The following is an 18,985-nucleotide window of genomic DNA, read 5'->3' on the forward strand; positions in this document are numbered from 1 at the left end:
CCGGCCCTCTCCTACAGGGAGAGGGAGAAAATCCCCGGCTTTATTTATGGTTCACATGCTTAAGCTGAAGGTTGGCTATCCCCGAACGATAACGCTGCTCCAGCGTTTCGCGGTTGGTGGCGGTGACTTCCAGATTACGCAGCAGACCATCGTGAATGCCGTACGCCCAGCCGTGGATAGAGACCTTCTGCCCGCGTTTCCACGCCGATTGCATGATCGTTGAGTGGCCGAGGTTATACACCTGCTCCATCACGTTGAGTTCGCAGAGGGTATCCATGCGACGCTCCTGCGGCATTTCGCCCAGCAGTGAGCTATGTTTGAACCAGATATCGCGGATGTGCAGTAGCCAGTTATCAATGAGCCCCAGTTCCGTGTTTTCAACCGCCGCCTGCACGCCGCCGCAGCCATAATGGCCGCAAATGATGATGTGCTCGACTTGCAGAACGTCCACGGCATACTGAACAACAGAAAGACAGTTAAGATCGGTGTGAATCACGAGATTGGCGACATTGCGATGAACAAACAGTTCGCCGGGTTCAAGGCCGGTCAGGCGCTCCGCCGGTACGCGGCTGTCGGAACATCCAATCCAGAGAAAGCGTGGGTTCTGAGCCTGCGCGAGTTTTCCAAAAAATCCGGGGTCTTCCTCCACCAGCATTTTTGACCATAGTGCATTGTTGCTGATGAGTGTATCTATGTTGTTCATGGAGGTTAGCGACCTGTAACCGAGTTATTGCGTTGCGCTACTATAGGGTAACCCGACTTTTAATGAAACCACACAACGTGTGTAAGAACTGAAGGTAAGTTAATTTCATGGCAATTGCACTGGAGCTTGAGCAGCTTAAAAAAACCTATTCGGGTGGCATTCAGGCGCTACGCGGAATAGATCTTAAAGTAGAGGCCGGCGATTTTTACGCGCTTCTGGGGCCGAACGGGGCGGGGAAATCGACCACCATTGGGATTATCAGCTCGCTGGTCAACAAAACGTCCGGCCGGGTGAGCGTCTTTGGGTACGACCTGCAAAAAGATGTGGTTAACGCCAAGCGCCAGCTGGGGCTGGTTCCGCAGGAGTTCAACTTCAACCCGTTCGAGACGGTGCAGCAAATTGTCGTTAACCAGGCGGGCTATTACGGCGTTGAGCGTAAAGAGGCCCTGGAGCGTAGCGAAAAATACCTTAAGCAGCTCGATCTGTGGGAAAAGCGTAACGAACGCGCGCGCATGTTGTCCGGCGGGATGAAGCGCCGCCTGATGATTGCCCGTGCGCTGATGCACGAGCCAAAACTGCTGATCCTCGATGAACCGACAGCGGGTGTTGATATCGAACTTCGCCGTTCCATGTGGGGCTTCCTGAAAGATCTCAACGACAAAGGCACCACCATTATTCTGACCACCCACTACCTTGAAGAGGCAGAAATGCTGTGCCGCAACATCGGCATCATTCAGCACGGTGAGCTGGTGGAAAACACCTCGATGAAGAATCTGCTCTCCAAGCTGAAATCCGAAACCTTCATTCTCGATCTGGCGGCTAAAAGCGCGCTGCCGAAGCTGGAAGGGTATCAGTATCGCCTGGTGGATACCTCGACGCTGGAGGTGGAAGTGCTGCGCGAGCAGGGGATTAACAGCGTGTTCTCGCAGCTCAGTGCGCAGGGGATTCAGGTCTTAAGTATGCGTAACAAAGCGAACCGACTGGAAGAGCTGTTTGTCTCTCTGGTACATGACAAACAAGGAGACAAGGCATGACGCATCTTTACTGGGTCGCGCTGAAAAGTATCTGGGCGAAAGAGATTAACCGCTTTATGCGTATCTGGGTGCAAACCCTGGTGCCGCCGGTCATCACGATGACGCTCTATTTCATCATCTTCGGTAACCTGATTGGTTCCCGAATTGGTGAGATGCACGGCTTTACCTATATGCAGTTTATCGTGCCGGGCCTGATCATGATGGCGGTGATCACCAACGCCTACGCCAACGTGGCGTCGTCGTTCTTTAGCGCCAAGTTCCAGCGCAATATTGAAGAGCTGCTGGTGGCGCCCGTACCGACGCACGTCATTATTGCCGGCTATGTGGGCGGCGGCGTGGCGCGCGGGCTGTGTGTGGGGATTCTGGTCACGGCGATTTCGCTGTTCTTCGTGCCGTTCCAGGTCCACTCGTGGCTGTTTGTCGCACTGACGCTGCTTCTGACGGCGATCCTGTTCTCGCTGGCCGGTCTGCTGAACGCCGTGTTCGCCAAAACGTTTGACGACATCAGCCTGATCCCGACCTTCGTGCTGACGCCGTTGACCTATCTCGGCGGGGTGTTCTACTCCCTGACGCTGCTGCCACCGTTCTGGCAGGCGCTGTCGCACCTGAACCCGATTGTCTACATGATCAGCGGCTTCCGCTTTGGCTTCCTCGGCATTACCGATGTGCCGCTGTTTACCACGGTGGCGGTGCTGGTGGTGTTCATCATCGCCTTCTACCTGCTGTGCTGGTCTCTGATCCAGCGCGGACGCGGTCTGCGCAGCTAATCTTTTGCCCGGCGACGTTCTGTTTGCCGGGCACTTTCTTTGACAGTTATCACCGCAAGCTAACCTTCACTTCGCTAAACTACTTGCCTGCTAAGGAGGGAGTTATGCTGGGATGGGTTATCACCTGCCACGATGAACAGGCGCAGGAAATGCTGGATAAGCTTGAAGCCAGATTTGGGCCGCTGGTGCAATGCCGGGCGGTAAACTACTGGCGTGGGTTGAGCACCAACATGCTTAGCCGCATGATGTGTGATGCCCTGCATGAAACGGACACCGGTGATGGCGTGATTTTTCTTACCGATAGATCGGGCGCGGCGCCTTATCGCGCAGCCGCTTTGCTGAGCCATAAGCATGCGTGCTGTGAAGTGATCTCGGGTATTAACCTCTCCCTGCTGGCGTTAATGTATCCGCAGCGTGAATCCTTAAGCAGCGCTGAGTTTCGCCAGGCCATCGTGGCACAGGGCGTTCCGGGCGTCAGCAGCTTGTGGCATCAGCAGCAAAAAAATCCTCCTTTCGTCCTGCTCCACGATCTGTATAAGAATTAAACGTTGGTATTGATGTCTCATTTGTTACAATAGCGGCAGTTTTCCGCACCGATTAAGACACCATGCTACCGCGCATTCTTTTCTTGCTATTGATGCTCATTTCCGGCGTCAGCTCAGCCAGTTTACTCAGTCAGCAAACGCTGCCTGCCCAGTACATGCAAACCACCGAAGACGCGGCGATCTGGGCGCAGGTGGGGAACAGCGTGATTAACGTCGGTAACGTGCGCGCCGGGCAGATCCTGGCGGTTGTGCCCGCAGCGGCGGACTACTATGAATTTCGCTTTGGTTTTGGTACGGGCTTTATCGACAAAGGGCACCTGGAACCGGTTCAGGGGAAACAGCGCGTCGAGGACAGCCTCGGGGACCTCAATAAGCCCCTGAGCAATCAGAACCTCATTACCTGGAAAGACACGCCGGTATATAACGCGCCGTCGAGCGGCAGCGCGCCGTTCGGCACATTAAGCGCCAATCTTCGCTATCCGATACTGAACAAACTGAAAGACCGTCTGAATCAGACCTGGTTCCAGATCCGCATCGGCAATCGTCTGGCGTGGATCAGCAGCCTGGATGCGCAGGAAGATAACGGACTTCCGGTTCTGACCTACCATCATATTTTGCGTGATGAAGAAAACACGCGCTTTCGACATACGTCCACGACGACCAGCGTACGTGCGTTCAACAACCAGATGGCCTGGTTACGCGATCAGGGCTATACCACCCTGACGATGTACCAGCTGGAAGGGTACGTGCGTAACAAAATGAACCTGCCTGCAAAATCGGTGGTGATTACCTTTGACGACGGCCTGAAATCCGTCAGCCGCTATGCTTATCCTGTGCTGAAAGAGTACGGCTTTAAGGCTACCGCATTTATTATCTCTTCCCGCATTAAAGGCCACCCACAGAAGTGGGATCCAAAATCGCTGCAGTTTATGAGCGTGCAGGAGATTAAGGGCATTCAGGATGTGTTCGATATTCAGTCTCACACTCACTTCCTGCACCGCGTGGATGGGTATAAACACCCGATTTTACTGAGCCGCAGCTATCACGTGATTTTGTTTGATTTTGAACGCTCGCGTCGCGCGCTGGCGCAGTTTAATCCACGCGTGCTCTATCTTTCCTATCCGTTTGGCGGCTACGACAATAAAGCGATAAAGGCGGCGAATGATGCCGGTTTTCATCTGGCGGTAACGACGGTGAAAGGGAAGGTGAAGCCGGGGGATAATCCGTTCTTGCTGAAACGTCTGTACATCTTAAGAACGGATTCGCTGGAAACAATGTCGCGGCTGATCAGCAATCAGCCGCAGGGATAGTGCTTAAGCAACCTGAACCGGGATCGCCTTCGCGGTACGTTTCATGTCGTTTTCGCCTTCAAAGTAGGCGACTTTCGGCTGCCAGCGGCGTGCTTCTTCATCAGACATCATCACGAAGCTGGCGATAATCACAATATCGCCCACGTCCGCACAGTGCGCTGCCGCGCCGTTAACGGAGATGATTTTAGACCCACGCTCGGCTGCAATGGCGTAGGTTGAGAAACGTTTGCCGTTGTTGACGTTCCAGATATCAATCGCTTCGTTTTCAAGGATGCCCGCAGCATCAAGGAAATCCTGGTCGATGGCGCAGGAGCCTTCATAGTGCAGGTCGGCCTGGGTGACTTTCACACGGTGAAGCTTACCTTGCAGCATTTTGCGAATCATTACGTTTACCTTTCATCTTCCGGGTAGAGAAACCTACGCCAGTTCAACCACTTTGTTGTCGATTAGGCGGGCTTGACCAAGCCATGCCGCCACCAGAATGACCGCACGTTTGCTGGTCTGTGCAAGCTCCAGAAGCGTGTCGGCATCGCGAATTTGAATATCATCAGCGCGGAAGCCTTTATCGTTCAGCGTCTGTTCAGCCAGAGCAATAATCTCTTCGGCAGTTAACTCTTTCGCCAGAAGCTGTTCTGCCATGGTATTCATCACCTTGCTTAATCCAGGCGCGATTTTACGCTGTTCGGCGGTCAGGTAGCCATTTCGCGAGCTAAGCGCCAGACCGTCTTTGGCGCGTACAATCGGTACGCCGACAATCTCGATATCGTAACCCATATCCGCAACCATCTTGCGGATCAGCGCCAGCTGCTGGAAATCCTTCTCGCCAAAACACGCGACGTCGGGCTGAACGAGGTTGAACAGCTTGCTGACGATGGTCGATACGCCACGGAAATGACCAGGGCGGCTTGCGCCTTCCAGCATGGTGGAAATACCCGGTACGTCAACGTAAGTGGCCTCATCGGTACCCTGCGGGTAAACATCCGCCGGTGCAGGTGAGAAGACGATATCCGCATGGCGTTTTTTGAGCTTCTCGCAATCTTCCTGCAGGGTGCGCGGATAGCGTGCCAGATCGTCGGCGCGGTCAAACTGCATTGGGTTAACGAAGATACTGACCACCACGATATCTGCACGGGCTCTTGCTTCATCGACCAGCTTCATATGGCCGTCATGCAGGTTACCCATGGTCGGGACCAGTGCGATACGTTTACCTTCCTGACGCGCACGACGGATATGCTGGCGCAGCAGCGGCAGGGTTTCAATGATTAGCACAACGAGACTCCTTAATGGAAACTGTGTTCTTCACCCGGGTAAACACCGGATTCAACGTCGGCAATATACTGCCTGACCGCAGCGCGCATGTCGCCCGCTTCGGTGAGGAAATTTTTGGCAAACTTCGGAATATGCCCGCCGGTGATGCCAAAGGCGTCGTGCATCACCAGGATCTGACCGTCGGTCACGTTGCCTGCGCCAATACCTATCACCGGAATGGACAGAGCTTCAGTAATACGCTTCGCCAGCTCAACCGGCACGCACTCCAGCACCAGCAGCTGCGCACCTGCGGCTTCCAGCGCCATGGCATCATCAAACAGCGTCTGGGCTGCGTCACCGCGGCCCTGCACCTTATATCCACCAAAGATGTTGACGGACTGCGGCGTCAGGCCCAAATGACCGCACACCGGCACGGCGCGCTCGGTGAGCATTTTCACCGTATCCACCAGCCAGGCGCCGCCTTCAATTTTGACCATGTTGGCACCGGCGCGCATTACTGCCGCCGCGTTTTGGAATGCCTGCTCTGGCGTGGCGTAGGCCATAAACGGCAGATCGGAGAGCAGCAGGCAGGCTGGGGCACCACGGCGTACAGCGCGGGTATGGTAAGCGATATCCTCAACCGTGACCGGGAGGGTGGAATCATGTCCTTGTACCGTCATCCCTAACGAATCTCCGACCAGCATGACGTTGATACCCTCTTCGGCAAAGAGTTTGGCGAAGCTGTAGTCATACGCGGTGATGGTGGCGAAGCGTTTGTTTTCCTGTTTGCATTTCTGCAGTAAGGAGATGGTGGTTGGTTTCATACTGTTTCCTGATAGCCCAAAAGCGAATCTTTGCGCATTCTAACAGTAACATTCGAGGGAACAATGATTTTAGGTAACCGATTAGCCACAATTATTTTGAGGCTAATCGGCGAGGGAACAGGATCACCAGCGGGCGGGTCTTTCCGCGTTGAGGCTGTCCAGAATGGACTTGAGTGGAGTGCCGTCCGGGAAGATGAAATCGGGGGCGACTTCAAAGAGCGGCCAGAGCATAAACCCGCGATTTTTCATGTCGTAATGCGGAACGGTGAGACGTTCAGTGTTAATGGTCTCGTGACCAAACAGCATAATGTCGAGGTCCAGCGTGCGCGGCCCCCAGCGCTCGGCTTTGCGCACGCGGCCCTGCTGCAGCTCAATGCGCTGGGTGTTATCCAGCAGCGTTTCGGCACTAAGAGCGGTTTCAAGCACTACGGCGGCATTGAGATAATCAGGCTGATCCTGCGGACCCAGCGGCGGCGTGCGGTAGAAAGAGGAGACCGCCACTATTCGACTTTGTGGGATCTCCCCCAGCGCCTGTACGGCAGCGTTAACCTGCTCCAGCGGAGAGGCTAAATTACTGCCGATGGCGATATACGCGAGGGTCATGCTGTCCCTTCACGACGCGGCGCGCGTTTGCGCGGACGACGATGACGGCGACGCGGTTCCGGCTCTTCATCCAGTCCGGTGAGCATGTCTTTTTGCTCCGGCGGTGCTGAGACCTGGAATTCGGCCCACCACTGCGCCAGGCGCTGCAGTTCCTGATTGCGTTCAATTTCAGCACGCAGCGACAGCAGATCGAAGGCGGCGCGGAATTTTGGATGCTCCATCAGCTTCCAGGCGCGTTTGCCCTGACGACGGGACATGCGCAGCTGAAGCTGCCAGATATCGCGCACCAGCGTGGTAATACGTTTTGGAATAGCGAGCGTACGGCACCCTTCGTCCAGCACGTCGTTTGCGGCCAGCGCGAAGGCATCATAGTAGGCGAGCCCGCTCTCCTGGGTGATGCGCTGGGCCGTTTCCAGCAGCGGATACCAGAACATCGCCGCAAACAGGAACGCTGGATTGACGCGCATGTCGTTGCGAATACGGGTATCGGTATTTTTCAGCACCTGCGCAATCATCCGCTCCATTGGGCTATCACCGCTTTCGGTGAAGTAACGGGTAATGGTCGGGAACAGCGGCTGGAACAGGTTGTATTCGCGCAGCAGATTATAGGTTTCAAAGCCGTGGCCAGCCTGCAGCAGCTTCAGGGCCTCTTCGAACAGGCGGGCAGGAGGTACGTCGTTAATCAGCGTCGCCAGACGCGGAATCGGCTCTGCCGTTTCCGGGCTAATGCGCATATTGAGCTTGGCGGCGAAACGCACGGCGCGCAGCATACGCACGGGATCTTCGCGATAGCGTGTTTCCGGCGTGCCAATCAGGCGGATCAGACCTTCTTTCAGGTCCTGCATGCCGCCGACGTAATCGCGCACGGTGAAATCCGCCACGCTGTAATAAAGGCTGTTGATGGTGAAGTCACGACGCTGGGCATCTTCTTCGATAGAGCCAAAGATATTGTCACGCAGCAGCATACCGTTCTGGCCGCGCTGTGACGTAGTGCGATCGGATGCGCCCGCTTCGTGGTGGCCGCGGAAGGTCGCCACTTCGATAATTTCCGGGCCAAACATCACGTGAGCCAGACGGAAACGGCGGCCAACGAGACGGCAGTTACGGAATAGTTTGCGCACCTGCTCAGGCGTGGCGCTGGTCGTCACGTCGAAATCTTTTGGTTTTTTGCCCAGCAGTAAATCACGTACTCCACCGCCCACGAGGTAGGCCTCGTAGCCCGCTTTATTCAGACGATAGAGCACCTTGAGGGCATTTTCACTGATATCTTTGCGGGAAATAGTGTGCTGCTCACGCGGAATAACCGACATGTGTGGCTGCGCAATAGCATCGTTCGCCATGCTCTCTTCGCGGCTTAGCACTTTACGGCAAAAATTAGCGACTCGGGTAAAAATGGTACACCTCGTAGTGTGTTTTGTTATGAAAAAAGCGGCTAATCATAGCTCAGCGCAACGCATTTGAGAATGCTGGATTTTTGGCACAGCCGCGAGCGTCCAGTTGGCAATGGCCATTTTCAGCAGTTCGTCAATACGCAGATCCTGCCATTCCTGGGTTACATTCTGGTTGAGAAATCTCAGCGCGTCGATCAAAACAGGACGCGGATCGCTGTCCGGCAGGGCCGGGGCGTGGTTCTGCTTTGACAATTTAAAGCCCTGCGCATTGACCGCCAGCGGCAGATGAACGTAGTCCGGTGCCGTCCAGCCAAACTGGTGATACAGCGAGATTTGTCGCACTGTAGGCTCAACCAGATCCGCGCCGCGCACAATTTCCGTCACGCCCTGGAAACGATCGTCGACGACCACCGCCAGGTTATAGGCAAACAGGCCGTCACGACGATGAATAATAAAATCCTCACGCGCCAGACGTTCATCGGCATGAATCTCACCGGAGAGGAGATCGGTAAAGCGCGTCACCGGGGAACGCTGCCGTATACGCACGGCGGCATTTTCCGGGGGAAGATTCAGCGTGCGGCAGTGGCCGTCATAGACGCCACCCGCGCTCTGGATACGCGCGCGGGTACAGGTGCAGTTATAGGAAAGCCCCCGATCGCGAAGCCAGGCCAGCCGTTCCCGATAAGCATCGTGACGTTTTGACTGCCAGAGAACCTCGTCGTCCCAGTGAAGACCGTAATGTTCCAGCTGACGCAGAATGGTGTCTGCAGCACCGGGAACTTCACGCGGAGGGTCAATATCTTCAATGCGGACAAGCCATTTTCCCTGGCGGGCGCGAGCCTGCAGGTAGCTGCCGAGCGCGGCAATCAATGAGCCGAAGTGTAATTCACCGGAAGGAGATGGCGCGAAGCGCCCAATATAATGTGATTCAGACATATCAGCAGTAACAAGGCGGGAGAGACTCCCGCCTTTGGAGTGTGTAAACAGCGCTGGTATTAACCGGCCATCTGTTTTTCGCGGATTTCGGCCAGCGTTTTACAGTCGATGCACAGATCGGCGGTTGGACGCGCTTCCAGGCGACGAATTCCAATTTCAACACCGCAGGATTCGCAGTAGCCAAAATCTTCGTCTTCGACTTTTTTCAGCGTTTTCTCGATCTTTTTGATCAGTTTGCGCTCGCGGTCACGGTTACGCAGTTCGAGGCTGAACTCTTCTTCCTGAGCGGCACGGTCTACCGGATCCGGGAAGTTTGCAGCTTCATCCTGCATATGAGTAACGGTGCGATCGACTTCATCCCTGAGTTGATTACGCCATGCTTCAAGAATACGCTTGAAGTGCGACAGCTGGGCTTCGTTCATATACTCTTCGCCCGGCTTCTCTTGATACGGCTCCACCCCAGCGATGGCGAGAATACTCAGGGACGATGTTTTACGGTTTTGCCCTTCTTGCATGTTGCTTCTCCTTAACACGCACTATCGATCCCCGTGTTGGGGGAAAAATCAGGTCGCTATAAATAGCAGATGCTTTTCCGTATGGCAATTATCTAAACGTAACACTTGACAAGCCTGTGAGGAAAAGCGTATTTGCGCACGCGGCCAGAACACTTATTCGACAATCGTCTAATCCCTTACAAGACAATGGGAAGAGAGGATCTCAGAGTCATATTATCGGCAGAAAGTTCCGCTTTATAAGCGAAAACCTCTACCCCCTGCTTTTGTGCCTCATTCAACAATTGCGCGTATTTAGGATCAATATGGCGGGCAGGGGAGAAACGTTCAATGGCTGAATGTAGCACCGCAAACAGCAATACGGCGCGTTTGCCCGCCGCCGCAACACTCATTAGCTCTCGCAGATGCTTCTGGCCACGTAGCGTTACCGCATCCGGGAAGTAGCCATTTTCCTGTTCCGCTAACGTCACTGATTTCACTTCAATATAGCACTCCGGCCTGTCTTCCGCCTGTAACATGAAGTCAATTCTGCTGCCTTCATCGCCGTATTTCACTTCACTTTTATGCGTGCCATATCCCACCAGTTCGGGAATTGCGCCATGGGTCAACGCTTCCTTAACCAGTTGATTTGCGCGCAGGGTATTAACGCAAATAAATGCCCCGTTTTGGGTTTCGGTCATTTCCCAGGTATGGGCATATTTGCGTTTACTATTGTCTGATGTGGAATACCAGACCCTGTCACCTGGCGTCGCACACCCCGTCATAGCGCCGGTGTTGGGGCAGTGCAGGGTGAGCTGAACCCCTTCGGGGGTGATCACGTCGGCGAGGAAGCGTTTGTAGCGTTGGATAAGCGTAGCGTGCTGCAGGGGAGGACTAAACTTCATCAGAATTCCTTTCGGTGTTGCCCAGCGTCCAGCGCTGTAGCGGCGTATAGCGGGTGCGTCCCTGTACAAAGACGGATTCGTAAAGCGCGAATCCGTTGACCGGAAAGGCCCAGTGAAAACCCGGCGGCGGGATAGCAACGGCCTGACCGGCATCGCGCAGCAGCGTGATATGAGGATGAAACGGCTGTGGGCTTTGATAACAGCCGCTGCGTGCCGCCTGGGCGCGCAGCATATTCGCCAGCTGCAATAATCCGCGCGGTGGCTGGCGCGTTCCCAGCCAGACCACGCGTGAACGCAGCCACTGCCCCGCGTCGTCGAGGTGCAGCGTAAATTCCGGCTGGGCAATACGCCCGGCCATTGCGGCTAACGCCCGCTGTTTTTCGGCACTGACGTCGCCCAAAAAGGCCAGCGTCAGGTGCAGGTTGGCCGCCGCGACAGGGCGGCCCGCTTCCGGCGGAAAGCGATCGGCGCGCCAGCGAACAATTTGACGCTGTATTGTGGTGGGCAATTCAATGGCAAAAAACAGCCGTTTCGACTCAGGCATACGGAGGACTCGGTAATGATATGCGCCGATGCTACAATGTACGCCGACTAATGTTAACCCTCTGGAGCTGTTAGTGTCCTCATTGCCGGTCGCCGTCATTCTTCCTGAGCTTCTCGCTGCCTTACACCATGCCCCGCAGGTTTTACTGAATGCCCCTACGGGCGCGGGCAAGTCCACCTGGCTGCCGCTGCAGATTCTTAAAGACGGAAACATCAGCGGGAAAATTATCCTGCTGGAGCCGCGCAGGCTGGCCGCGCGCAACGTGGCGCAGCGTCTGGCGGAACTGCTGAATGAAAAACCGGGCGAAACGGTAGGTTACAGGATGCGTGCCGAGACCTGCGTTGGCCCGACCACGCGTCTTGAAGTGGTCACCGAGGGTATTCTCACCCGCATGCTGCAAAACGATCCGGAGCTGACCGGCGTCGGGCTGGTGATCCTCGATGAATTCCACGAGCGCAGCCTGCAGGCGGATCTGGCCCTCGCGCTGTTGCTGGACGTGCAGCAGGGGCTACGCGACGATCTCCGGCTGCTTATTATGTCGGCCACGCTGGACAACGAGCGGCTACGACAGGCATTACCCGATTCACCGGTCATCAGTTCAGAAGGGCGGGCGTTTCCGGTTGAACGTCGCTATCAACCGCTTCCCTCACATCTGCGTTTTGACGAGGCCGTCGCGATTGCCACGGCTGAGCTGCTGCGCCAGGAGTCCGGTTCCCTGCTGCTGTTTTTGCCCGGCGTGGGCGAAATTCAGCGCGTGCAGGAGCAGCTTTCTAGCCGCGTAGGCGACGATGTGCTGCTTTGCCCGCTGTACGGCGCGTTGTCGCTACAGGAGCAGCGTAAAGCCATCCTTCCGGCCCCGGAGGGGCAGCGCAAGGTGGTGCTGGCAACCAACATTGCTGAAACCAGTTTGACCATTGAAGGTATTCGTCTGGTGGTGGATAGCGCGCATGAGAGAGTGGCAAGCTTTGACCCGCGTACCGGGCTGACTAAACTCCTGACGCAACGCATTAGCCAGGCGTCGATGGTGCAGCGCGCGGGCCGTGCGGGGCGTCTTGAGCCGGGTATCTGCCTGCATTTGACCAGTGCGGAGCAGGCGGAACGCGCTGCGCAGCAAAGCACGCCGGAAATTTTACAAAGTGATTTGTCAGGCCTGGTGATGGAGCTGCTGCAGTGGGGTTGCCCGAACCCTGAGCAGCTCACCTGGCTTAACCCTCCCCCTGTCGTAAACCTCACCGCTGCGCGTACGTTGCTGACCCAGCTTGGCGCGCTGGAAGGCGAGCGTCTGACGGCGCGCGGCCAGAAAATGGCCGCGCTGGGCAACGATCCGCGTCTGGCCGCGATGCTGGTGGCTGCGCAAGGGGAAGATGAAATTGCCACGGCGGCAAAACTGGCGGCTATTCTTGAGGAGCCGCCTCGCGGTGGCAGCAGCGATCTGGGGCAGGCGTTTTCGCGCAATCAGGGGAACTGGCAGCAGCGGGCGCAGCAGCTGAGCAAACGCCTGAATAGCCGGGGAGGCGCGCCTGACAGCGATAAGATTGCCTTTCTGCTGGCCCAGGCCTTCCCGGACAGGATTGCGCGTCGGCGCGGGCTGGACGGTCGCTACCAGCTGGCAAACGGCATGGGGGCGATGCTGGACAGCGATGATGGGCTGACGCGTCATGAGTGGCTGATTGCGCCGCTCCTGCTGCAGGGAAGTCACTCCCCGGATGCGCGTATCCTGCAGGCGATTGCCGTAGATATTGATGCCCTGACCCGTACCTGTCCGCAGCTGCTTAAGCAATCTGACATCGTCGAGTGGGATGACGCCCAGGGCACGCTGAAGGCGTTTCGTCGCAGCCAGATTGGGAAACTGACGCTCGGGACGAAGCCGCTGGCGAAGCCGTCGGAAGAAGAGCTTCATCAGGCTATGCTGAACGGCATTCGGGAAAAAGGGCTGAGCGTGCTGAACTGGACGCCGGAAGCGGAGCAGTACCGCATTCGCCTGCACTGCGCCGCGAAGTGGCTACCGGGATACGGTTGGCCTGCGGTGGATGATGAGACGCTGCTGGCTACGCTTGAGCGCTGGCTACTGCCGCAAATGAGCGGCGTGCACTCCCTGCGAGCCCTTAAGGCGCTTGATGTTAAGACAGCGCTACAGAATTTACTGGACTGGTCATTACGTCAACGTCTGGATAGTGAACTGCCAGGGCATTACACTGTGCCGACCGGAAGCCGGATTGCCATCCGTTATCATGAGGATAATCCGCCGGCGCTCGCGGTTCGTATGCAGGAGATGTTTGGCGAGGCCACCACGCCGTCTATTGCGCAAGGGCGTGTGCCGTTAGTGCTTGAGCTGCTGTCGCCTGCGCATCGTCCATTACAAATCACCCGAGATTTGGGGGCGTTCTGGGCGGGAAGCTACCGTGAAGTGCAGAAAGAGATGAAGGGGCGATATCCCAAACATGTCTGGCCGGACGATCCGGCGAATACGGCGCCGACGCGGCGAACGAAGAAATATTCGTGAGTTAAGTGAAAGGGGGGAGTGCGGCCTGATGCCCTCACCCCGGCCCTCTCCCACGGGGAGAGGGAGAAAACAAATTTTGAGAGATTTCTTCTTTCACAGGCCTGTGAAAGAAAAGAAAATCTGGCCTTTGCGCCTGAAAGTTGCGGAGAAAAAGCATGGCGGGGAATGACCGCGAACCAATAGGACGTAAGGGAAAACCAACGCGTCCGGCGAAAGAAAAGGTAAGCCGTCGTCGCCTCAGAGATGAGGACTATGACGATGACTATGAAGACGATTATGAGGATGAAGAACCGATGCCGCGTAATGGAAAAGGCAAAGGGCGTAAGCCTCGGGGCAAGCGCGGCTGGTTCTGGCTGTTGCTGAAGCTGTTTATTGTTTTTGTTGTCCTGATGGCGATTTACGGCGTCTATCTGGATCAGAAGATCCGCAGCCGTATCGACGGTAAAGTCTGGCAGTTACCTGCGGCAGTGTATGGCCGTATGGTGAACCTTGAGCCAGATATGTCCATCACCAGGAACGAGATGGTTAAACTACTGGAAGCCACCCAGTATCGTCAGGTGTCTAAAATGACCCGTCCTGGCGAATTTACCGTGCAGGCCAACAGCATTGAGATGATCCGTCGTCCGTTTGATTTCCCGGACAGCAAAGAGGGGCAGGTGCGTGCGCGTCTGACCTTTGACGGCGATCGTCTGGACACCATCGAGAACATGGATAACAACCGTCAGTTCGGTTTCTTCCGTCTCGATCCGCGTCTGATCACCATGCTTTCGTCAGCAAACGGCGAGCAGCGTCTGTTCGTGGCGCGTAACGGCTTCCCGGATCTGCTGGTCGATACGCTGCTGGCAACCGAAGACCGTCACTTCTACGAGCACGACGGCATCAGCCTTTACTCGATTGGTCGTGCGGTACTGGCTAACCTGACTGCCGGCCGTACCGTGCAGGGGGCGAGTACGCTGACCCAGCAGCTGGTGAAGAACCTGTTCCTCTCCAGCGAGCGCTCTTACTGGCGTAAAGCGAACGAAGCCTACATGGCCGTGCTGATGGATGCGCGCTACAGCAAGGATCGTATCCTCGAGCTGTACATGAACGAGGTGTACCTCGGTCAAAGCGGCGATAACGAAATTCGCGGCTTCCCGCTGGCGAGCCTGTACTACTTTGGCCGTCCGGTAGAAGAGCTGAGCCTGGACCAGCAGGCGCTGCTGGTGGGTATGGTGAAAGGGGCGTCCATTTATAACCCTTGGCGTAACCCGAAACTGGCGCTGGAGCGTCGTAACCTGGTGCTGCGCCTGCTGCAACAACAGCAGGTGATTGACCAGGAGCTGTACGACATGCTGAGCGCGCGTCCACTCGGCGTACAGCCGCGCGGTGGCGTGATCTCGCCACAGCCTGCATTTATGCAGCTGGTGCGTCAGGAGCTGCAAAGTAAACTCGGAGATAAGGTTAAAGACCTCTCCGGCGTGAAGATCTTCACCACCTTTGACTCCGTGGCGCAGGATGCAGCGGAAAAAGCGGCGGTGGAAGGCATTCCGGCGCTGAAAAAACAGCGTAAGCTCTCCGATCTTGAAACCGCGATGGTGGTGGTTGACCGCAACACCGGCGAAGTGCGCGCGATGGTGGGCGGTGCCGAGCCGCAGTTTGCAGGCTACAACCGTGCCATGCAGGCCCGTCGCTCAATCGGCTCTCTGGCAAAACCCGCGACTTATCTCACTGCCCTGAGTCAGCCAAACCTGTATCGCCTTAATACCTGGATTGCGGATGCGCCGATCTCCCTGCGTCAGCCTAACGGTCAGGTCTGGTCACCGCAGAACGACGATAAGCAGTTCAGCGGCCAGGTCATGCTGGTGGATGCGTTGACTCGTTCCATGAACGTGCCAACGGTGAACCTGGGCATGTCGCTGGGACTGCCGGCCATTGTCGATACCTGGCAAAAACTGGGCGTGGCGAAAGATCAGCTCCACCCGGTTCCTGCGATGATCCTCGGTGCGCTTAACCTGACGCCGATCGAAGTGGCGCAGGCGTTCCAGACTATTGCCAGCGGGGGCAACCGCGCACCGCTGTCTGCCCTGCGCTCAGTCATTGCCGAAGATGGTTCGGTTCTGTATCAGAGCTTCCCGCAGGCGGAGCGTGCCGTTCCTGCTCAGGCCGCCTATATGACGCTGTGGACGATGCAGCAGGTCGTGCAGCGCGGCACCGGGCGTCAGCTTGGGGCGAAGTATCCGGGTCTGCATCTGGCGGGTAAAACCGGGACCACCAACAACAACGTCGATACCTGGTTCGCCGGTATTGATGGCCGTGAAGTGGTGATCACCTGGGTAGGCCGCGACAACAACCAGCCGACCAGGCTGTACGGCGCGAGCGGGGCGATGTCGATTTACCAGCGCTATCTGGCCAATCAGTCCCCTGTGCCGCTGAATCTGGTTGCGCCGGAAGATATCGTCGATATGGGCGTGGACAGTTCCGGTAATTTCGTCTGCGGCGGCGGAATGCGTACCCTGCCTGTCTGGACCGCAAACCCGGACTCGCTGTGCCAGCAAAGCCAGCCAGAACAGCCAACGGGTAACCCGTTCGACCAGTCTTCTCAGCCACAGCAGCCGCAGCAGCAACAGCCGCAGCAGCAGCAGAATGAGAAGAAAGACAGCGACGGTGTCGCGGGCTGGATTAAAGACATGTTCGGCGGTAACTAACCTTTTAAAGCCCTCTTCCCCGGAAGGGGGCTTTTTTTACCCGTAAATCTCATTTCGTTAACCCTCGCTTTAATTCTGATTAACCCTTCGTTTTCTCTTGATGATTTCTTAAACCCTTAATTCTCGTAGGGCCGCTTACTGCTTGCTATGCAACCCGCGATTCGCATATTATTCTGGCGCTCATAATAATAATTCTCGTTTACGTTATCATTCACTTTCACATCAGAGATTCAACATGGCGCTTTCCAATACTGCTCAGCCAATGAACACGTCGCTGCGTAAACTCGCGGTCGTCCTCGCCACAGCGGTTGCCGGCATGTCTGCTTATACTCACGCGGCCGAAACCCCGAAAAAAGAAGAAACCATTACGGTAACCGCAGCACCTGCGGCACAGGAAAGTGCCTGGGGGCCGGCTGCGACCATCGCCGCAAGGCAATCCGCAACCGGGACCAAAACGGATACCCCGATTCAGAAGGTTCCTCAGTCTATTTCTGTGGTCACGGCCGAAGAGATGGCGCTGCATCAGCCGCGATCGGTGAAAGAGGCCCTGAGCTACACGCCGGGTGTTGCGGTAGGCACGCGCGGTGCGTCTAACACCTATGATTATTTGATTATTCGCGGCTTCGCGGCCGATGGTCAGACGCAGAATAACTACCTCGACGGCATGAAAATGCAGGGGAACTTCTATAACGACGCAGTGATTGATCCTTATATGCTGGAACGCGCCGAGATCATGCGCGGTCCGGTTTCCGTTCTGTACGGCAAAAGCAGTCCAGGCGGTTTGCTGAACATGGTCAGTAAGCGCCCAACAACCGAGCCGCTGAAAGAAGTTCAGTTCAAAATGGGCACTGACAGCCTGTTCCAGACCGGCTTTGACTTTAGCGATGCGATCGACGACAGCGGCGTCTACTCTTACCGCTTAACGGGCGTTGCACGTTCGAATAATTCCCAGCAGGAAGGTAAGGGCGAACAGCGGTACGCCATCGCGCCATCTTTCTCCTGGCGTCCGGATGATAAAACCACCTTCACGTTCCTCTCTTACTTCCAGAACGAGCCTGAAACGGGTTATTACGGCTGGCTGCCAAAAGAGGGAACGGTTGATCCGCTGCCGAACGGCGATCGTCTGCCGACGAACTTCAATGAAGGCGCTAAGAACAATACCTATTCCCGTAACCAGAAAATGGTGGGATACAGCTTCGACCACGAGTTCAACGACACCTTTACCGTGCGTCAGAACCTGCGCTATGCACAGAATAAGACCTCGCAAAACAGCGTTTACGGCTACGGTATGTGTTCCGATCCGCTCTATTCGAGTAATCTGGCATCCAGCCCTTGCGCGAGCGTTCCTCAGTCGCAGTGGGGGCATACGCTGACTCGCCAGTATGTGATCGATAACGAGAAGCTGGAAAACTTCACTGTTGATACGCAGTTGCAAAGCAAGTTCGCGACGGGTTCACTCGATCATACTCTGCTGACGGGTGTGGATTTCATGCGCATGCGTAATGACATCGACTCGTGGTTCGGTTATGCCGGTTCCGTTGCGCCATCTGATATCTACAATCTCGATCGTAGCGACTTCGATTTCGGTTCACATCCCGGACCGTCAGGCGCTTATCAGGTGTTGAACAAGCAAAAGCAGACCGGTATTTATGCTCAGGATCAGATCGAGTGGGATAAAGTGCTGGTAACGCTGGGTGGCCGATACGACTGGGCCAATCAGGAATCTTACAACCGCGTGACGAATACCACCTCCGAGCGTGATGACACGCAGTTTACCTGGCGCGGCGGCGTTAACTACCTGTTCGATAACGGCGTCACCCCGTACTTTAGCTATAGCGAGTCGTTTGAGCCGGCTTCTCAGACCGGAGCGAACGGCAACGTCTTCGCACCGTCTAAAGGCAAGCAGTACGAAGCGGGCGTGAAATACGTGCCGAACGATCGTCCGATCGTTGTTACCGGTGCGGTCTACCAGCTGACCAAAACCAACAACCTGATGGCCGACCCGGCGGGTTCGTTCTTCTCCGTTGAAGGCGGTGAAATCCGTGCGCGTGGCATAGAGCTGGAAGCGAAAGCGGCCCTGTCTGCGAGCGTGAACGTCGTCGGTTCTTACACCTACACCGATGCGGAATATACCACCGATACGAACTACAAAGGCAACACGCCTGCTCAGGTGCCAAAACACATGGCATCGTTGTGGGGCGATTACACCCTGTTTGACGGTGCGTTGTCTGGTCTTACGCTGGGTACCGGCGTGCGATACACGGGCTCAAGCTATGGCGATCCGGCGAACTCCTTCAAGGTGGGCAGCTACACCGTGGTTGATGCGTTGGTCAGATACGATCTGGCACGCGTTGGCATGGCAGGCTCGAACGTGGCGCTGCACGTGAATAACCTGTTCGATCGTGAGTACGTTGCCAGCTGCTTCAACACCTACGGCTGCTTCTGGGGTGCTGAACGTCAGGTTGTTGCCACCGCGACCTTCCGCTTCTAATCTCTC

General features: G+C 56.0%; 17 protein-coding genes. 7 read left to right on the forward strand and 10 right to left on the reverse strand.

The window, feature by feature from the left end; genetic code table 11:
- Positions 1-40: 40 nt before the first annotated feature.
- Positions 41-703, reverse strand: coding sequence for a carbonate dehydratase (can, locus tag KGP24_RS04015; RefSeq protein WP_008501947.1), 663 nt, complete (start codon positions 701-703; stop codon positions 41-43).
- A 107-nt stretch (positions 704-810) separates the two neighbouring features.
- On the opposite strand from can, the gene KGP24_RS04020 reads away from it, so the two are divergent.
- From KGP24_RS04020 to KGP24_RS04035, 4 genes are all read left to right on the forward strand, one after another.
- Entirely contained in the window at positions 811-1,737 is a 927-nt protein-coding gene (locus KGP24_RS04020; protein WP_223562449.1) for an ABC transporter ATP-binding protein, read from the forward strand.
- The gene (locus KGP24_RS04025; RefSeq protein ID WP_023310428.1) at positions 1,734-2,504 is read left to right on the forward strand and encodes an ABC transporter permease; all 771 of its coding nucleotides are present in this window, start codon (positions 1,734-1,736) and stop codon (positions 2,502-2,504) included. The genes KGP24_RS04020 and KGP24_RS04025 overlap by 4 nt, the downstream gene beginning before the upstream one ends.
- A gap of 104 nt (positions 2,505-2,608) precedes the next feature.
- The gene (locus KGP24_RS04030; RefSeq protein ID WP_223562450.1) at positions 2,609-3,049 is read left to right on the forward strand and encodes a PTS sugar transporter subunit IIA; all 441 of its coding nucleotides are present in this window, start codon (positions 2,609-2,611) and stop codon (positions 3,047-3,049) included.
- Between the two features lie 62 nt (positions 3,050-3,111).
- Positions 3,112-4,359: a polysaccharide deacetylase family protein gene (locus KGP24_RS04035; RefSeq protein WP_115876423.1), complete on the forward strand. Its 1,248-nt coding sequence runs from the start codon at positions 3,112-3,114 to the stop codon at positions 4,357-4,359.
- A gap of 3 nt (positions 4,360-4,362) precedes the next feature.
- Here the strand turns inward: KGP24_RS04035 and panD are convergent, their stop codons facing one another.
- From panD to thpR, 9 genes are all read right to left on the reverse strand, one after another.
- Entirely contained in the window at positions 4,363-4,743 is a 381-nt protein-coding gene (gene panD, locus KGP24_RS04040; RefSeq protein WP_223562451.1) for an aspartate 1-decarboxylase, read from the reverse strand.
- A gap of 33 nt (positions 4,744-4,776) precedes the next feature.
- Positions 4,777-5,628 carry a pantoate--beta-alanine ligase gene (gene panC, locus KGP24_RS04045; RefSeq protein ID WP_223562452.1) on the reverse strand — a complete coding sequence of 284 codons (852 nt, stop codon included), beginning with the start codon at positions 5,626-5,628 and terminating at the stop codon, positions 4,777-4,779.
- Between the two features lie 11 nt (positions 5,629-5,639).
- Positions 5,640-6,431, reverse strand: a complete 792-nt coding sequence (gene panB / locus KGP24_RS04050) for a 3-methyl-2-oxobutanoate hydroxymethyltransferase (protein WP_223562453.1) — start codon at positions 6,429-6,431, stop codon at positions 5,640-5,642.
- 123 nt (positions 6,432-6,554) lie between these two features.
- Entirely contained in the window at positions 6,555-7,034 is a 480-nt protein-coding gene (gene folK, locus KGP24_RS04055; protein WP_223562454.1) for a 2-amino-4-hydroxy-6-hydroxymethyldihydropteridine diphosphokinase, read from the reverse strand.
- Positions 7,031-8,428 carry a polynucleotide adenylyltransferase PcnB gene (pcnB, locus tag KGP24_RS04060; RefSeq protein WP_072162357.1) on the reverse strand — a complete coding sequence of 466 codons (1,398 nt, stop codon included), beginning with the start codon at positions 8,426-8,428 and terminating at the stop codon, positions 7,031-7,033. The genes folK and pcnB overlap by 4 nt, the downstream gene beginning before the upstream one ends.
- Positions 8,429-8,470: 42 nt before the next feature.
- A complete protein-coding gene (gene gluQRS, locus KGP24_RS04065) occupies positions 8,471-9,361 on the reverse strand; it encodes a tRNA glutamyl-Q(34) synthetase GluQRS (RefSeq protein ID WP_223562455.1) in 891 nt (296 codons plus the stop codon).
- Positions 9,362-9,420: 59 nt separating this feature from the next.
- The gene (gene dksA / locus KGP24_RS04070; protein ID WP_001155232.1) at positions 9,421-9,876 is read right to left on the reverse strand and encodes an RNA polymerase-binding protein DksA; all 456 of its coding nucleotides are present in this window, start codon (positions 9,874-9,876) and stop codon (positions 9,421-9,423) included.
- Between the two features lie 176 nt (positions 9,877-10,052).
- Entirely contained in the window at positions 10,053-10,757 is a 705-nt protein-coding gene (gene sfsA, locus KGP24_RS04075; RefSeq protein ID WP_223562456.1) for a DNA/RNA nuclease SfsA, read from the reverse strand.
- The gene (gene thpR / locus KGP24_RS04080) at positions 10,747-11,301 is read right to left on the reverse strand and encodes an RNA 2',3'-cyclic phosphodiesterase (RefSeq protein ID WP_223562457.1); all 555 of its coding nucleotides are present in this window, start codon (positions 11,299-11,301) and stop codon (positions 10,747-10,749) included. Before thpR ends, sfsA begins: the two co-directional genes overlap by 11 nt.
- A 73-nt stretch (positions 11,302-11,374) precedes the next feature.
- On the opposite strand from thpR, the gene hrpB reads away from it, so the two are divergent.
- The 3 genes from hrpB to fhuA all read left to right on the forward strand — a co-directional run bounded on the left by hrpB (position 11,375) and on the right by fhuA (position 18,979).
- A complete protein-coding gene (hrpB, locus tag KGP24_RS04085; protein ID WP_223562458.1) occupies positions 11,375-13,804 on the forward strand; it encodes an ATP-dependent helicase HrpB in 2,430 nt (809 codons plus the stop codon).
- Positions 13,805-13,959: 155 nt separating this feature from the next.
- A complete protein-coding gene (mrcB, locus tag KGP24_RS04090; RefSeq protein ID WP_223562459.1) occupies positions 13,960-16,488 on the forward strand; it encodes a bifunctional glycosyl transferase/transpeptidase in 2,529 nt (842 codons plus the stop codon).
- Between the two features lie 235 nt (positions 16,489-16,723).
- Positions 16,724-18,979 (forward strand): ferrichrome porin FhuA, encoded by a 2,256-nt coding sequence (gene fhuA, locus KGP24_RS04095; protein ID WP_223562460.1) that lies wholly within the window; start codon positions 16,724-16,726, stop codon positions 18,977-18,979.
- The last annotated feature ends 6 nt before the right edge of the window (positions 18,980-18,985 follow it).

Source organism: Enterobacter sp. JBIWA008, assembly GCF_019968765.1.
In the GTDB taxonomy this organism is placed as follows: domain Bacteria; phylum Pseudomonadota; class Gammaproteobacteria; order Enterobacterales; family Enterobacteriaceae; genus Enterobacter.

Excerpts from the sequence above, each read along its gene's own strand:
- can (WP_008501947.1), bottom strand. The coding sequence starts at position 703 with ATGAACAACATAGATACACTCATCAGCAACAATGCACTATGGTCAAAA.
- KGP24_RS04020 (WP_223562449.1), top strand. The coding sequence starts at position 811 with ATGGCAATTGCACTGGAGCTTGAGCAGCTTAAAAAAACCTATTCGGGT.
- KGP24_RS04025 (WP_023310428.1), top strand. The coding sequence starts at position 1,734 with ATGACGCATCTTTACTGGGTCGCGCTGAAAAGTATCTGGGCGAAAGAG.
- KGP24_RS04030 (WP_223562450.1), top strand. The coding sequence starts at position 2,609 with ATGCTGGGATGGGTTATCACCTGCCACGATGAACAGGCGCAGGAAATG.
- KGP24_RS04035 (WP_115876423.1), top strand. The coding sequence starts at position 3,112 with ATGCTACCGCGCATTCTTTTCTTGCTATTGATGCTCATTTCCGGCGTC.
- panD (WP_223562451.1), bottom strand. The coding sequence starts at position 4,743 with ATGATTCGCAAAATGCTGCAAGGTAAGCTTCACCGTGTGAAAGTCACC.
- panB (WP_223562453.1), bottom strand. The coding sequence starts at position 6,431 with ATGAAACCAACCACCATCTCCTTACTGCAGAAATGCAAACAGGAAAAC.
- folK (WP_223562454.1), bottom strand. The coding sequence starts at position 7,034 with ATGACCCTCGCGTATATCGCCATCGGCAGTAATTTAGCCTCTCCGCTG.
- gluQRS (WP_223562455.1), bottom strand. The coding sequence starts at position 9,361 with ATGTCTGAATCACATTATATTGGGCGCTTCGCGCCATCTCCTTCCGGT.
- dksA (WP_001155232.1), bottom strand. The coding sequence starts at position 9,876 with ATGCAAGAAGGGCAAAACCGTAAAACATCGTCCCTGAGTATTCTCGCC.
- sfsA (WP_223562456.1), bottom strand. The coding sequence starts at position 10,757 with ATGAAGTTTAGTCCTCCCCTGCAGCACGCTACGCTTATCCAACGCTAC.
- thpR (WP_223562457.1), bottom strand. The coding sequence starts at position 11,301 with ATGCCTGAGTCGAAACGGCTGTTTTTTGCCATTGAATTGCCCACCACA.
- mrcB (WP_223562459.1), top strand. The coding sequence starts at position 13,960 with ATGGCGGGGAATGACCGCGAACCAATAGGACGTAAGGGAAAACCAACG.
- fhuA (WP_223562460.1), top strand. The coding sequence starts at position 16,724 with ATGGCGCTTTCCAATACTGCTCAGCCAATGAACACGTCGCTGCGTAAA.